Genomic DNA, 16798 nt, shown 5'->3' with positions numbered 1-16798 from the left:
CTATCGTCCCGCCGCCCCCTCCGTGGCCCGGGCCGACAGCACCGCGCCGATCGTGGCCAGCGGAGCCGGATCCAGCATCTCGTAGTGGCCGCAGGCGACGTCGAAGGCCGCGAGCCGCCCGCCGCCGTACGCCCGCCAGGCGTCCGGCGCGGTGCTCGCGGCGTCCGACGCGGCCCGGAAGTGGATCACGTCCACACCGTGGGTCCGCGCCGGAGCGGCCCGCAGCGCGTCCACCGCCGACCGCACCGCGAGCCGCGCGCCCTCTACGACCCGCTCCCCGAGCAGCGCGATCTGCTCCGGCGGCGTGCCGTCCTCGGCGAACCCGGCCGAACCGGCCACGTGCCGGTGCGTCGCCTCCCAGCCGGGCAGACCCTCCTCGGGCGCCGGGTACGAGTCGAGCAGCGCCACGAACTCCACGGGGTGTCCCGACTCCACCAGCTCCGCGGCCACCCCGTAGGCGAGCGTGCCGCCGACCGACCAGCCGAGCAGCCGGTACGGCCCCTCCGGCTCCACCTCCCGGATCCGCCGCGCGTACTCCCGCACCAGCTCCTCCGGCTTGCGCGCGCCGCCCTCCGGATCGGCCAGGCTCGGCGCCTGGAGCCCGTACAGCGGCACGTCTGGGTCCAGGTGCGGCAGCAGCCGGGCGTACGGCCAGGCGAGGCCGCTCGCCGCGTGCACCGCGAACAGCGGCCTGAGACGCCCGCCGGTCCGCAGCGGCAGCAGCACGTCCAGGCCGGAGCCGTCCCCGCCCCCGTCGAGCCGGCGGGCGAGGTCCGCCGGGGTCGGCGCCTCGAACAGGGCCCGGACGGACAGTTCGGTGCCCAGGACCGCGCGCACCCGGCTCACCAGCCGCGTCGCCAGCAGCGAGTGCCCGCCCAGATCGAAGAAGCCGTCGTCCGGACCCACCCGCTCCACCCCGAGCACCTCGGCGAAGAGCGCGCACAGCGGCTCCTCGTGCGCGTGGGCCGCCTCCCGGCGGGCGCCGGCCCCGTACGCGGGGGCGGGCAGCGCCGACCGGTCCAGCTTGCCGTTCGGCATCAGCGGGAACCGCTCCAGCACGACCACCGCCGACGGCACCATGTGGTCCGGCAGCGCCTCCCGGGCGAAGCGCCGCAGGTCCGTGCCGTCGAGCGGCGCCCCGGGCCCGGCCGGCAGGACGTACGCGACGAGCCTGCGGTCGCCCGCCCGGTCCTCCCGCACCACCGCGACGGCCTGCCCCACGCCCTCGTGCCGCAGCAGCGCGGCCTCCACGTCGCCGAGCTCGATCCGGAAGCCGCGCACCTTCACCTGCCCGTCGAGCCGGCCCAGGTACTCCAGCTGCCCGTCCTCCCGCCACCGCACCTGGTCGCCCGTGCGGTACATCCGGCCGCCGGGCGCGCCGAACGGGCAGGCCACGAAGCGCTCCGAGGACAGCGCCGGCCGGTTCAGATAGCCGCGGGTGACGCCCGCCCCGGCGATGTACAGCTCACCGGGCCGCCCCACGCCGACCGGCTGGAGCCACGGATCCAGCACGTACAGGCGGGCGTTGGGCACCGGCCGGCCGATCGGCGGATCGCCGCCGGGGTCCTCGGCGGCGCCGCGCCACCACGTCGAGTAGGTGGTCGCCTCGGTGGGGCCGTAGATGTTGGTGACCACGCAGCCGGGCACCCGTGCCCCGAGCTCGCGCAGCAGCGCGTGCGGCACCGCCTCCCCGCCGAGCACCACGTGCCGCGCCGACGCCGCGAAGCCACTCCCCGCCGCGGAGCCCGCCAGACCAGCCGTACCCGCCATGCCCGCCATGCTCGCCATCGCCGAGGGGACGCCGCTGATCAGGCTCCCCTCCCAGCCGTCCCGTTCGAGCAGCGCGAACAGGTCGTCGACCAGCTCCAGTTGCCCACCGAGTGCCAGCGTCGTGACGATCTCGAAGACCGACACGTCGAAGCTGAGTGACGTGGACGCCAGGACCCGGGCCATGCCCTCGGCGCCGAAGTGGTCCTCGACGGTCGCCACGAAGTTGACGGCGTTCGCGTGCTCGACGACCACGCCCTTGGGGACCCCGGTGGTGCCCGAGGTGTAGATGACGTAGGCCGGATGCCGGGGGAGGAGCGGGACCGGCCGCTCCGCGTCCACGACGTCCGTCCCCTCCTGCGCCTCGATCCGCCGTGCCACGGCGGGGTCGTCCAGGACGAGCGCGGCCGTCCCCTCCGGCAGCGCGCCCCCGGTCGCCCCGGTGACCACGGCCAGCCGGGGCCGCGCGTCGCCGAGCATCCGCGCCACCCGGTCGGCCGGGTAGCGCACGTCGACCGGCACGTAGGCGGCGCCCGTCTTGAGCACGGCGAGCAGCGCGACGACCATGTCCGGGGTCCTCGGCAGCGCCAGCGCCACCCGGGTCTCCGGCCCCGCGTCCTCGGCGAGCAGCACGCGCGCCAGCCGGTTCGCCCGGCGGTTGAGCTCGCCGTAGCGGAGATCACGCCCCTGGTACGACACGGCGGGCAGGTCCGGGATCCGTGCGGCCCGGTCCTCGATCAGGGCGGGCAGGGTGGCCGGTGCCACCGGGCGGGCGGTGGCGTTCCACTCCTCCAGCACCCGCCGGCGCTCACCGTCCGACAGGGTCGGCAGGCTGCCCGCCGTGCGGTGCGGGTCCTCGGCGATCGTCTCCAGGATCCGTTCGAGCCGGTCGGCGATCTCCTCCACCGCCCCGCGCCCGAGCAGATCGGGCCGGAAGTCGAGCCGGATGCCCAGCTCCTCGCCCGGTGTCCAGATCAGGGAGAGCGGATAGTGGGTGGCGTCGAACCCCGTGGCGCCGACGAGAACGGCCTCGCCGAGGCGGCGCTCGGCCGAGCCCACCGGATAGTTGTCGAAGACGGTCGTGGTGTCGAAGAGCGCCCCGAACCCCGCCTGCTGCTGGATCTCCGTCAGCCCGACGTGATGGTGCTCGAAGAGGTCGAGCTGCTCGTCCTGGACCCGTTCGAGGAGGTCGAGCAGCGTGTCCCGGGGGTCGATCCGCACCCGCGCCGGAACGGTGTTGATGAGCAGCCCGACCATCGTCTCGACGCCGTCGACGTCGGCGGCCCGCCCCGACACCGTGATCCCGAACAGGACGTCGCCCTGCCCCGTCAGCTGCCGCAGCACCAGCCCCCAGGCCAGCTGCGTCACCGTGCCGAGCGTGACCCCCGCCTCCCGCGCCCGGTCCGCCAGCGCGGCCGTCCGCGCGGCGGGCAGCGCGCGCACCACCCGCTCCGGCACCACCGTGCCGGTGCCCCGCGCCCGGGGCGCCACCAGCGTCGGCCCCTGGATCCCGGCCAGCGCCTCCGCCCACGCCTGCCGGGACCACTCCTCGTCCACCGTGCCGAGCCAGTCCAGGTAGGAGGTGTACGAGGGGGCCGCAGGCAGCGGGAGAGCGGCGGCGGCACCGTCGCGGGCGCCGCGCCCGGCGTCGTACAGCCGGAAGAGTTCGTCGAGGAGGATCGAGGTGGACCAGCCGTCCAGGATGATGTGGTGGTTTGTCAGGACGAAGCGCCAGCGGGTGGCGTCGAGACGGATCAGCAGGTAGCGGATGAGCGGCGGCCGGGCGGTGTCGAAGCGCCGCCGCCGCTCCTCCTCGACCAGCCGCGCGGCCTCGGCCTCCCGTTCGTCCGTCGCCGTCCCGGTGACGTCGGCCGTCCGCCACGCCGTCGGAACCCGGGACGGCACGAACCGTACGGGTGCCCCCGACGCGTCCGTACGGAACCCGGACCGGAGGCTGTCGTGCCGGTCCTGGAGCACCTCGCAGACCTCCCGCAGGAGGACGGGGTCGAGCGGACCCTCGAAGTCCAGGGCCAGTTGGGTGGTGTAGATGTCCTGGCCGTCCGCGTCGAACGCCGTGTGGAAGAACAGCCCTTGCTGGAGCGGCGCCGGGCGCGACGTCCGCGCGTGGGCGTGCCCGTGGGCGAGCCCATGGGCATCCTCGTGGGCGTGCTCCTGGGCGTGCTCGTACGTGCGATCCGATGAGGTCACGCCGTCTCTCCCGCTTCTCCGGTGCGTGCGATCAGGGTCTCCAGGGCCTCGAACCAGGCGTCGGCCAGCGCCTCCACCCGGGGCCGCCCCAGCAGGGCCTCCGGATACGCCCAGGTGACGTGGAGTTCCGGCCGGGCGCCGCCACGGTCGTGGACGACCGCCGACACCTCCAGGAGGTGCGTCAGGGGCATCTCGGGGTCGCCGCCCCCGGAGACCGCGCCGGCTTCCGGCGCGAGCCCCCAGTCGGCCTCCCCCGGCCGGTCGAACCGGCCCAGGTAGTTGAACAGGATCTGCGCCCGGGGCCCCGCCGCGAGCACCCGCGCGGTCTCCGGATGGAGATGACGCAGCAGCCCGAAGCCGAGCCCCTTGTCCGGCATGCTCCGCAGCCCGGCGTCCACGTCCCGTACGGTGCCCTCCGGGTCGTCCGGCCGCCCCGGGAGCCGTACGGGGAACATGCTGGTGAACCAGCCCACGGTCGCCGCCAGATCGAGGCCGCCGGCGATCTCCTCGCGCCCGTGCCCCTCCACGTCCACGAGGAACGGCGCGGCGCCCCCGGACGCGGGGTCAGGGCCGGAGGCCGTACGCCAGTGGCTCGCGGCCGTGCTCAGCGCGCCGAGCAGCACCGCGTTCACGCCGACGCCGAGCCGGGCGGGCACCCGGGTCAGCAGCGGCTCCGTCCGGTCGGCGGGCAGGACGCGGGTGACGGAGCGCTTCGAGCCCTCGACGTCACGGCCGGCGACGAGGTCCGCGCCCGCGACGAGAGCCTGCGCCCCCTCGACGAGCCCCTGCCAGAAGGGGAGTTCGGACGCGCGGGCGCGCGCCTCGCGCTCCAGGCGGCGGCCCCAGTCGGCGAACGACACGGGCGTGAAGTCCGGCCCCGCCGTCCGGGGCGAGGCCACGCCCGTGCTCAGATCCTCCAGGAGGATCCGCCACGAAACGCCGTCCACGACCAGGTGGTTGATCATCAGGAGCATCCGTCCGGGCGCGCCGGGACCCGCGTCGAACCACACGGCCTGGAGCATGTTGCCCTCGCCGGGCGCCAGCCGCCGCCGCGCCGCGTCCGCCTCGGCGCGCACCAGGTCCGCGAGCCTCCCTGCGGGGAGGCCGGCCGCGTCGATCCGTACGACGTGCCCGGCAGCGTCGACCGCGCCGCGCGGCAGCACCTCCAGGCGCCACGCGGGCGCGCGCGTCAGCCGGATCCGCAGGGCGTCGTGCCGGTTGAGGAGCGACTGGAGCAGCGCGCGAAGGCTCGGCAGGGTCAGATCGGCCGGGGTCCGTACGAGCACGGACTGGTGGAAGCCGTCGACGGGGCCGCCCCGCTCGCGCTGCCAGTGGACGATCGGGGTGAGCGGCACGTCGTCGGACGACGCTCGCGGCTCCGCCGGGGCGGCTCCGGTCGACGCGCCCGCCCTGGGCGGCCGTACCTTCGCGTGGACGGCCAGCGCGGCGACGGTCCGGTACCGGAAGACGTCCTTCGTGGAGAGGGCCAGACCGCGTGAACGGGCCCGGGACACCAGCCGGATCGACACGATGCTGTCGCCGCCGAGCTCGAAGAAGTCGTCCTCGACGCCGACCTCGGTCCGCCCGAGGACGGCCGCGAACAGCTCGCAGAGGATCTTCTCGGCGGGCGTCTCCGGCCCCCGCCTCTCCCCGGCACCGGACGCGGCGGGTGAGAGCGGGGCGGGCAGCGCGGCCCGGTCGACCTTCCCGTTCGGCGTGAGCGGCAGCCCGTCGGGAAGCACGACGACGACGGGGAGCATGTACGGCGGCAGCGCCCGCCGCGCCCACGCGGTGAGTTCGGGGACGAGGCCGTCGGCGGTGGGTTCCGTGGTGGTCGCGGCCCGGACGGGGACCACGTACGCGACGAGCCGCCGCTCGCCTGGCCGGTCCTCGCGCACCACGACGGCGCTGCGGACGACGCGGGCGTGGCGGTCCAGGACCGCCTCGATCTCGCGCGGCTCGATCCGGAAACCGCGCAGCTTCACCTGGTCGTCGGCGCGCCCGAGGAAGCCGAGTCGTCCGGTCGCCGTCCACCGGACCAGGTCTCCGGTGCGGTACAGGCGGGCGCCGGGCGGGCCGTACGGATCGGCGACGAACCGCTCGGCGGTCAGCCCCGGGCGCCCGAGGTAGCCCCGGGCCACGCCCGCGCCCCCGATGTACAGCTCGCCCGGCACCCCGACGGGCACCGGCCGCAGGGCCTCGTTCAGGACGTACACGCGGGTGTCGCCGAGCGGTGAGCCGAGCGGCGGCTGCTCCGCGTCGTCCGGGCCGATCGGGGCCGCGAGGGACCAGATGGTCGTCTCGGTCGGTCCGTACACGTTGGTGACCTTGGAGGCCAGGGCGGTGAGACCGGCGGCCAGGGCGGGCGGCAGCGCCTCGCCGCCGACGAGGACGCGCAGTCCCCGGACCGCCTCGGGGACCTCGGCCACGAGGCCGGTCCACAGGGACGGCGTCGCCTGGACGGCGGTGACCCCGTGCCGCCGGATCAGCCGGCCGAGGGCTTGCGGCTCGCGCACCTCGTCGGGCGCGGCGAGGACGACGGCGGCGCCGCCGAGCAGCGGGAGGAGGAGTTCCAGGTGGGCGATGTCGAAGGCGACGGTCGTCACGGCGAGCAGCCGGTCGGCGGGGCCCAGCGGCAGCCGGTCGCGCATCGCGGCCAGCAGATGCGCGAGGTTGCGGTGGGAGACCGTGACGCCCTTCGGCCGGCCCGTGGAACCGGAGGTGTAGAGGACGTACGCCGTGCGGTCGTCCGGGATCGCTGCGTCCGGGTCCGCCTCCGGGTCCGCCTCCGCGTCCGGGTCCGCCTCCGCGTCCGGCTCCGGCTCCTCGCCCCCGGTCGCGGCGGCGAGCGCCGTGGCGAGCGGGGGCTCGTCCAGCGCGAGCCATTCGGCGGCGCCGAGCGCGTCGCGCGTGGCGCGGTCCGTGAGCACCAGGAGCGGCGCGGCCTCGGACAGCACCGCCGTCACCCGGTCCCTGGGGTGGTGCGGATCGACCGGGAGGTAGGCGGCACCGGTCCGGTGTACGGCGAGGAGCGCGACCAGCAGGTCGGGCGTGCGGTCCATGGCGACGGCGATCAGCCGCTCTGGGCCCGCGCCGAGCTGCCGCAGGTGCCGGGCGAGCCGGTCGACCCGCGCGTCGAGCTCCCCGTACGCGACCCTGCGGGACCCGTGGAGCACCGCCACCGCGTCGGGCGTCCGGGCGGCCTGCTCCCGGAACCACCGCGCCACCGAACCGTTCACGGGCGGCGCACCGGTCGCCGGGCCGCTCCACTCGGCGAGCAGAGTGTGCCGCTCGGCGGGGGAGAGGACGTCCAGCTCCCGCACCGGTCGGGTGGGGCGGGCGACCGCGTCGGCGAGGAAGCGGGTGAAGCACCCGGCGAGCCGCTCCGCCGTGGCGTGGTCGAAGAGGTCGAGCGCGTACACGAGGGTGCCGTCCAGGCCCCCGCCGGACTCGGTGACGTCGAAGAGGAGGTCGAAGGGGACGGACCGGTACTGCCCGTGGTCCAGCACCTCGGCGCGGAGGCCGGGCAGCTCCACGGCACCGGCCGCGTTGTTCTGGAGGCTCAGCATGACCTGGAAGAGCGGGTGCCGGGCCGCCGACCGAACAGGGTCGACGGCCTCCACGACCCGCTCGAAGGGCACGTCCTGGTTCTCCAGCGCGGCGAGGACGCCGGCGCGGACGCGGCCGAGCAGGCCGCCGAAGTCCGGATCCCCGGAGACGTCGGTCCGCACCACCACCGTGTTCACGAAGCAGCCGACGAGCTCGTCGAGCCCGCTGTCGGAGCGCCCGCCGACCGGGCTGCCGACGAGGACGTCCGTCCCGGCCCCGAGCTGCCGCAGCAGCCCCGCCAGGGCGGCGTGCAGCACCATGAACACGCTCACGCCGTGGCCGCGCGCCAGGAGGGTGAGGCGCGCGTGGTCCTCCGGGGCGAGCCGGAACGGCACCGTACCGGCGCGGTGGCTCGCGGTGGCGGGGCGGGGCCGGTCGGCGGGCAGCGGGGTCTCGTCGGGCGCGCCGGTGAGAGTGGTGGCCCAGTGGGCGAGTTGGCGCGCGAAGGGGCTGTCCGGGTCGCCGGGGTCGCCGAGTGCCTCCCGCTGCCACAGGGTGAAGTCGGCGTACTGGAGCGGGAGTTCGGGGAGCTCGGGAGCCTGGTTCCACAGGCGGGCGGCGTAGGCCGCGGAGAGGTCGCGGAGGAGAGGAGCGGCGGACCAGCCGTCGTACGCGATGTGGTGGATCGTGAGGGCGAGGACGTGCTCCTCTGGGGCGCAGGCGAAGAGCTCCGCCCGCACCGGTCTCTCACGGGCCAGGTCGAAGCCGTGCTCCGACGCCTCGGCCACCACCGCTGCGACGTCCCGCTCCCCGACCTCCCTTACCGGAAGCTCGAACTCGGTCGGCTCCAGGATGAGTTGACTGGGCACTCCGTCCGTGACCGGGAACACGGTACGCAGGCTCTCGTGCCGCGCCACCACGTCCCCGAGCGCCGCCGCCAGCGCCCCGGCGTCCAGCGGACCCGACAGGCGCAGCGCGGTCGTCACGGTGTGCGCGGCGGCCCCCTCCGCCAGCTCGCCCTGAAGCCAGAACCGGAGCTGGGAGAACGACGGCGGCAGGACGTCACCGCGCGGCCGGGGCCGCAGCGGGCCACGCCCGGCACCCGGGGACCCGAACCGCCCGGCGAGACCGGCGGGCGTCGGCGCCTCGAAGACGTCACGCATCCCGACCCCGCCGTCCAGCACCTCGCGCAGCCGGTTCACCAGGCGGATGGCCAGCAGGGAATGCCCGCCGAGCGCGAAGAAGTCGTCGTCCGCGCCGACCGCTGGCACCCCGAGGACCTCGCCGAACAGCCCGCACACCAGCCGCTCGGCGGGCGTACGGGGCGGGCGGGGCGCGCCGGAGCGAGCGGCGGCCTCCGAGGGGGCGGGCAGAGCCGCCCGGTCGAGCTTGCCGTTGGGCGTGAGGGGAAGCCCGCCGGGGAGCAGGACGACGAGGGGGACCATGTAGTCGGGCAGGGTTCGCCCGGCGTGCTCGGCGATCTCGCCCGTGATGTCGGTGCCACTGCCCGCGTCCCCGGTGGGGACGACGTAGGCGACGAGGCCGCGTTCCCCGCGCGCGTCCTCGCGCACGAGGACGGCGGCGCGGCCGACGGCCGGATGGCGCTCCAGGGCGGCCTCGACCTCGCGGGGTTCGATGCGGAAGCCCCGTATCTTCACCTGGTCGTCGGCGCGGGCCAGGAAGTCCAGCTCGCCCTCGGCGGTCCACCGCACGACGTCGCCCGTGCGGTACATGCGGGTGCCGGGCGCGCCGTAGGGGTCGGCGACGAAGCGCCCGGCCGTGAGGGCCGGACGGCCGAGGTAGCCCCGGGCGAGCCCGGCGCCCGCGACGTACAGCTCTCCCGGCACGCCCACCGGCACCGGCCGCAGCCGCTCGTCCAGCACGTACACCCGCGTGTTCGCCATCGGCCGCCCGATCGGCGGCCTGCCGGGATCCGTGTCCCGGCCGCCCGGCTCCAGGCGCCCGAAGGTGGTGAACGTCGTGTTCTCGGTCGGCCCGTAGACATGGGTCAGGGCGGTGCCGGGGAAGTCCGTCAGCATCCGCCGCACGGCACCGGCCGACGGCTGCTCCCCGCCCGTCCAGACGTGGTCGAGGCGGCCGAGCAGCGGACTGCCCTCCGCGACCAGCAGGTTGAAGAGCGAGGTGGTGAGGAACGCGCTGGTCGCGCCCCCTTCGGCCACGGCCCGCTCCAGCGCCTGCGGCGAGCTGTCGCCGGGCTGCGCCATGACGACCGTGCCGCCGCCGAGCAGCGGCACCCACAGCTCGTACGTCGAGGCGTCGAAGGAGTGCGGCGAGTGGGCGAGCACGCGCGCGTGGCCGCCGTCGGCCGCCCAGCAGGGGTCGGACGCGAGGGCGACGACGTTCCGGTGGGTCACCAGGACGCCCTTGGGGCGGCCGGTGGACCCGGACGTGTACATCGCGTATGCGGCCCGGTCGCCCGTGACGACCGGCCACTTTCCTGTATGCGTCATCCCGTCACCGTCCGCGTCGGGATCCTCGTCGGCCAGGACCAGCGGCAGACCGGGCGCCTCGCCCGCGAGGGCTGCGGCCCGCTCCTTCGTGGACGCGTCCGCCAGGAGCAGGCAGGGCCGCGCGTCCGCCAGGACGGCACGCTGGCGCTCGTCCGGGTTGCGGGGGTCCAGGGGCAGGTACGCGGCCCCCGTCCTGAGGACGGCGAGCAGGGCGACGACGAGATCGGCCGAGCGGCTCATGGCCACCGCGACCAGCCGCTCCGGACCGGCGCCGCGACGGCACAGACGGCGGGCGAGCCGGTCGGCCCGCGCGTCGAGAGCGGCGTACGTGAGCCGGGTCGCGCCGCAGACGACGGCGAGGTCGTCGGGCGCGGCGGCCGCGCGGCGCCGGAACAGCTCCGGCACCGAGTCGGCCGGAAGCGCCGTTTCCCGTCCCTTCCCCGTCTCCAGCGTCGTGCGGCGCTCGGCGGGGTCGAGGAGTTCGAGCCGGCCGATGGGTTGTTCCGGCGCGGCCAGTGCCTGGGTCAGGAAGGAGGTGAAGTGGCGGAGCAGACGCTCGGCGGTGGCGTGGTCGAAGAGGTCGCGGGCGTAGACCAGGGAGCCGTCGAGCGCCCCTTCGGTCTCCGTGAGGTCGAGGAGGAGGTCGAACGCGAGCCTGCGGTGCTCGGGCGGGGCCAGCAGGCGGGTGTCGAGGTGGGGGAGGCGCACGGCGGCGCCCGCGTTGTTCTGGAGGCTGAGCATGACCTGGAAGAGCGGGTGCCGGCCCGCCGACCGGGGCGGGTTGACGGCCTCCACGACCTGCTCGAAGGGCGCGTCCTGGTGGTCGAGCGCGGCCATGACGCCCGTCCGCGCCTGCCGGAGCAGGTCGTGGAAGTCGGGGTCGCCGGAGGTGTCGGTGCGGACGACGACGGTGTTGACGAAGCAGCCGGCGAGGTCGTCGAGACCCACGTCGGTGCGCCCGGCGACCGGGCTGCCGACCAGGATGTCGGTGCCCGCGCCGAGCCTCCGGAGGAAACCCGCGAGCGCCGCGTGCAGGACCATGAAGGTGCTGGCGCCGTGCCGGAGGGCGAGCCGGGAGAGCTGCCGGACGCTGTCGGGCGGCAGATGGAAGGGGACGGTCCCCGCCCGGTGGGTGGCGGTGGCGGGCCTCGGACGGTCGGTGGGGAGGGGGAGTTCGGCCGGCGCATCGGCGAGGATGCGCGTCCAGTGCGCCAGTTGCCCGGCGAAGACGCTGCCGGGGTCGTCGGGCGCGCCCAGCTCCTTGCGCTGCCAGAGGGTGAAGTCCACGTACTGGAAGGGGAGTTCCTCCCAGGACGGCGGCAGGCCGTCGAGGCGTGCGGTGTAGGCGTGCGCGAGGTCGCGGAGGAACGGCGCGACCGACCAGCCGTCGAAGGCGATGTGGTGCACGGTGATCGCCAGCACGTGGTGCCCGGGGGAGTCGACCGCGAACAGGACGGCCCGCAGAGGGAGTTCGCGCTCCAGGTCGAAGAGGTGCTCGGCCGCGTCGGCCACCGCCGCCTCGACGTCCTTCTCGGCGACCTGGCGCACGGGTAGTTCGACCGACACCGCCTCCAGGATCCGCTGCCCCGGCACCCCGTCGACGACCGGGAAGAGGGTGCGCAGGCTCTCGTGCCGCGCCACCACGTCCCGGAGGGCGTCGCGCATCGCCGTCACGTCCAGCGGGCCCGTCAGCCGGAGCGCCATGGAAGGGTTGGGCGTGGTGCCGCCGGGTCCCATCTCCCGCTGGAACCAGAACCGCGACTGTGCGAACGACAGGGGGATCACGGTGGTACCGGCCTCTCGGGTCAGTCCGCTTGGCATGCTTCGCGGAGGGCGTTCAGGTGGCGCAGCCCGTCCAGGACGGTCTTGGTGTCGATGCCGAAGTCGATCAGGCAGGCGATCTCGTCCACGCCGATGCCGCGCAGCCGCTCGACCGTCGCCGTCGCCTTCCGCACCGTCCCGAACAGCCCCCGCTGCTCGAAGTGGTGCTCGAAGGACTGGTCGAGGAGGAAGTCGATGTCCTCCTCCTCCAGCGCGTCGAGGTCGAAGTCCGGGTCGACGGAGCGGAAAGAGCGCGCGATGAGATGGATCGAACTCCTCAGGTAGGCGCGCAGCGGCTCTTCGACGGTGGCGCGCACCTCGTCCCGGCCGGTGCCGAGGAAGGTGTGCAGCATGAGGACGACGTGCCCGTCCCAGCCGTCGTGCGTCTCGCGCGCCGTGCGCCGGTAGTCGGCGATCTTTCCGGCGAGTTCGTCGCTGTCCTGCTGGAGCAGGTGGGTGAGGACTCCGGCCCGTGCCTCCGCCGCCGTGCGGAAGGTGGCGGCGTCGCCGGCGCTGGTCACCCAGAGCGGCAGCTCGCGCTGCACCGGCGGCGGGTAGACGCGTACGGTCGCCGGGGAGCCGTTCCCGTCCACGACCTCGTGGCCGTCGCCGCGCCACAGCCCCCGGAGCCGCGCGATGCTGTCGGTCAGGACGCGCTTGCGGTCCTCGTACGGCACTTGGCTCAGCGCGAAGTCCACCGGGTGCCAGCCGGAGGCGAGGGACACCCCGGCCCGGCCGCCGGAGAGGTTGTCCACGACCGACCACTCCTCGGCGATCCGCAGCGGATGGTGGAGCGGCGCGACGACGCTTCCGGCGCGGATGGCGACGGTGTGCGTGACCATCGCCAGGGCGGCGCCCATGACGGAGGGGTTCGGGTAGAGCCCGCCGAAGGGGTGGAAGTGCCGCTCGGGCGTCCACACCGCGCGGAAGCCGTGCCGGTCGGCGAAGCGGGCGCCCTCCAGCAGCAGCTCGTACCGCCCGGCGTCCCCGGCGGGTGTGCTGTCGTCGGCGAAGTAGAAGAGGCTGAAGTCCATCGGGATTCCTTCGATCACCCTGTCGGTACCGCGCTGGGCCGTGCTGTCCCGTGCTGTCCCCGTGCTGTCCCGTGCCGCCGTCAGCCGGGGCGGGCCATCCTCCGCAGCCCCGGTCTCGCCGGCCGGGCGTCGCTGAGCCGGGGCGCGAGGCCGGCCGGCGTGGGCGCCCCGAAGACCGCGCCCACCGGAAGCTCCACCCCCAGCTCGGCGCGCACACGGCTCACCAGCCGGGTCACGAGCAGCGAGTGGCCGCCGAGGGCGAAGAAGTCGTCGTCGATACCGACGGCGTGCGTCGTGCCCAGGGTGTCCGTCGCGCCCGGGGTGTCCGTCGTTCCCGGGGCGTCCGTCGCCGCGAGCCCGAGCACCTCCGCGAAGATCCGGCACAGCGCCGCCTCTCCCGGAGTCCGGGGAAGGCGGCCACTCGCCGTCCGGGCGCGGGACGCGGCAGGCAGGGCCGCCCGGTCGAGCTTGCCGTGCGGAGTGAGCGGGAACTCGTCGAGGACGACGACCTCGGACGGCACCATGGGGGAGGGGAGGTACGCGGCCGCCCACGCGGCGACCGACGCGACGAGCTCCGCATCGCCGGACGCCGCGAAGGGCACGTTGACGTACTGCTCGGGACCCACTCCGGCCCGGCTTTCGCTCCCGGGCGCCGCCGGGAAGTGCCGCTCCCCGAAGGTGTACTCGGCGTCGAGGTGGTCGGGTCCCGGCGTCGCGGACCAGCGCAGCGCGACGCGGTAGCCCAGTCGTTCGCCGAGGCAGGCCAGGCCCTCCGGGTCCGGGCCTGTGTCGGGTGTCCCGCCGGACGCGCGCAGGTCCCCGGCCAGACGGGCGTTGGGGACTCCGGTGAGCCGGACGGAGACCGCTTTCCGCGCCCGCTCCCACAGGGCGTCGGCGAGGGCCTCGGGGGTGCGGACGTCCGTACCCCATCGGAGTTCCGCCACCGCGCCGATGTGGGGGCGGGTGTCGTCGGTGCGGCGCAGGACGGCGTCGTAGCGGTAGCGGGTCAGTTCGTTGTGGTGGGAGCCCCGCTTCAGGCGGACGTCGCACGACGCGAAGAGCGGACCGGGGCCCTCCTCCCCGGCCGTCAGCGTGCGGAAGTAGGCGGGATCCACCAGCAGTTCCGGCTCCGTGGCCATGCCGCGCGCCACTGCCCGGCGGTGCTCGCCGCTGCCCGGGACGGTGTCCGGCGAGTGGCTCGCGAGCGCCCCGTGGAAGGTATCCATCAGGCCCAGGTGCCGGACGTCGCCGACGAACACCGCGCCTCCGGAGGCGAGCGCGTCCGCCGCGAGCTTGAGGACGCGCGCGAGATAGCGCCCGCTGGGGAAGTACTGGACGACGGAGTTGAGGACGACCACGTCGAAGTACCCACGTGGGACGCCCTCGTGGTCGTCGGCCGGACGGCTGTGCAGGACGACCCGCCCGGCCGGCTCCGGCCGCTCCTCCACCTGCCGCCGCAGCCGCTCGATCACCCGGGGCGCGAGATCGAGCCCCCAGTAGCTCTCCGTCTCCGGAGCGAGCTGCGACAGCAACAGGCCGCTGCCCACGCCGAGTTCGAGGACACGCCGGGGCCGCAGCGCGCGGATGCTCCGTACCGTCTCGTCGCGCCACTCCCGCAGGTGCTCCGGCGGGAGAGGGCTGCCGTCGTAGCTGCTGTTCCATCCACGGAAGTCCTCGCCGAAGGGCATCGGCGCGTCCTCCGCCGGCACGGCGTCGTGGACGCGCCGCCATGCGGCCACACGCTCAGCGTCACTGGGCCGGTCGGCGCTCGCGGGCGCTGTGGGCTCGCGGCGGACGTAGGCGACGAGCCGCCGGTCGCCGTCCCGGTCCTCCCGCACGGTCACGGCGGCGGCGGACACCCGGGGGTGGCCCGCGAGGCGCGCCTCGATCTCGCCCGGTTCGATCCGGTGCCCGCGCACCTTGACCTGGTCGTCCGTACGACCAGCGAACTCCAGTTCGCCCGTGGTCGTCCGGCGGGCGAGATCGCCGGTGCGGTACATCCGCGTCCCGGCCGGGCCGTACGGATCCGCGACGAAGCGCTCCGCCGTCAGGCCGGGCCGGTCGAGGTAGCCACGCGCCAGCCCCGCCCCGGCGACGTACAGCTCACCCACCACGCCGACGGGCACCGGCCGCAGCGCGTCGTCGAGGAGACGCAGGCGCGTGCCCTGGATCGCCTCGCCGATCGGCGGGGTTCCGGAGTCCTCCGCGAGGGGCGCGCTCATGGTGGCGCAGACCGTGGTCTCCGTCGGCCCGTACGCGTTGATCAGGGTCCGGCCGGGAGCCCAGCGCCGCCGCTGTTCCGCGTCCAGGGCCTCGCCGGCGGAGACCAGGACGCGTACGTGGGGGAGGGCGTCGGCCGGCAGGACGCGCAGCACCGACGGGGGCAAGGTCGCGTGGGTGATCCGCCGCTCGTCGGCGAGACGGCTCAGCCCCGGCCCCGGCAGCAGACCGCGCGCGGGCGCCAGGACGAGCGCGGCCCCGGCGGACAGCGCCATCGCCAGCTCCCAGAAGAACGCGTCGAAGCTGGGCGAGGCGAACTGGAGGACCCGGCTGTCGGCGTCCACCGCGAGCGCCCCGCGCTGATGGGCGGCCAGATGGGCGAGCCCGGAGCGGGTGACGACCACACCCTTCGGCAGGCCGGTGGACCCTGAGGTGTAGATGACGTACGCGGGCAGGGCGCCCGCCGCGCGTTGGGCGCCGGCCGGCGGCCCGGACGCCGGGGCGCGCCGCAGCGCCGCGCGGATCTCCGGGGCGTCCAGGTCGATCCGGGGTGTTGCGGCGCCGGCCGGGAGGACCGTACCGGAGTCCGGGAGGACCGTGCCGGAGTCCGCGAGGAGCAGGGCCGGGGCCGCGTCGCCCAGGATGTGGGCGATCCGCCGCTCCGGGTAGCCGGGGTCCACCGGAAGGTGGGCGGCCCCGGTCTTCATCACCGCCAGGACCGCGACGACCAGGTCCACCGAACGGTCGAGCGCCGAGGCCACCAGGGTCTCCGGCCCGGCGCCCCGCGCGGCCAGCACATGGGCCAGCCGGTTCGCGCGGGCGTCGAGTTCGCCGTACGGGACCTCGTCCTCCCCGAACACCAGGGCCGTGGCGTCGGGCGTGCTCCCGGCGTACTCCTCGAAGAGGTCGAGCAGCGGCCGTACGGGGGCGGTGGGGGCCGGGGAGACGGGCTCCCCGTCGAGCAGGAGGCGCAGCGGAGGGGCGTCCGGCGGCACGGCGGACAGGACGTTGGAGCGCAGGGCCTCCCATTGGGAGGGGGTGACGTCGAGTTCGGTGGCCCCGGCCTCCCGCAGGAACCGCGCGAACAGGGTTGGGTCGGCGCACAGTTCGTCTGTCGGGAGGAGGAGGGTGTCGCCGCGACAGACCCGGGCCCAGTGGCGTACGGAGGCGTCGAGGCCGGCACCCGCGTGCCCCGCCACCCGGGACGGCGCCGGGGGATACGCGCCCCGGTCCTCCAACTCCCGTACGTGGCACGCGGCATCGGCCTGGCCGACGGTTCCCGCGCGGGGGCGGCCGACCGCTCCCGAGGCGACCACCAGGCGTGCCCCTCCGTCCCCGACGAGCACGTGCCGCCCGTCCTCCACCACCGGAAGGCCAGGACCGGGCGGCGCGTACGCCGCTCCGGCCCGCCACACCGCGAGCATCGCCGTCACCAGGTCGACGCCGGAGGCGAGTTCGAGGAAGACGGTCGTGCCGGGCCCCGCGCCCGCCTCGCTCAGGGAACGGGCGGTCCGCTCCACCCGTTCGCGCAGCTCGCCGAAGGTCACCGACTCCGACGGCGTGACCACGGCTGCGCGCTCGGGGTGCCGGTCCGCCTCCCGCAGGAAACGCGTGAGGAGATCGATCGCGCTGGTGACCACGGACAGCTCCTTGCACGGAAAGGGGGTTGTCGATGGAGGCGGAGACGGGGACGGAGGCAGAGACGGGGACGGAGGCGGACGGGTCGGC

At 75.4% G+C, this 16798-nt stretch carries 4 protein-coding genes; all 4 read right to left on the bottom strand.

The window, feature by feature from the left end:
• The gene (locus ACFXMG_RS12165) at window positions 1-3975 is read right to left on the bottom strand and encodes an amino acid adenylation domain-containing protein (RefSeq protein WP_383821895.1); all 3975 of its coding nucleotides are present in this window, start codon (window positions 3973-3975) and stop codon (window positions 1-3) included.
• Complete coding sequence (locus tag ACFXMG_RS12160) at window positions 3972-11780, bottom strand: amino acid adenylation domain-containing protein (protein ID WP_383821898.1); 7809 nt, start codon at window positions 11778-11780, stop codon at window positions 3972-3974. Before ACFXMG_RS12160 ends, ACFXMG_RS12165 begins: the two co-directional genes overlap by 4 nt.
• 20 nt (window positions 11781-11800) lie before the next feature.
• A complete protein-coding gene (locus ACFXMG_RS12155) occupies window positions 11801-12850 on the bottom strand; it encodes a MupA/Atu3671 family FMN-dependent luciferase-like monooxygenase (RefSeq protein ID WP_383821901.1) in 1050 nt (349 codons plus the stop codon).
• A gap of 80 nt (window positions 12851-12930) precedes the next feature.
• On the bottom strand, window positions 12931-16710 hold the full coding sequence (locus tag ACFXMG_RS12150) for an amino acid adenylation domain-containing protein (RefSeq protein WP_383821904.1): 3780 nt from the start codon (window positions 16708-16710) through the stop codon (window positions 12931-12933).
• Between the last annotated feature and the right edge of the window lie 88 nt (window positions 16711-16798).

The sequence above is a fragment of the Streptomyces sp. NPDC059201 genome (genome assembly GCF_042754585.1).
Classification (GTDB): Bacteria; Actinomycetota; Actinomycetes; order Streptomycetales; family Streptomycetaceae; genus Streptomyces.
This window is presented reverse-complemented; position numbering and strand designations above follow the sequence as displayed.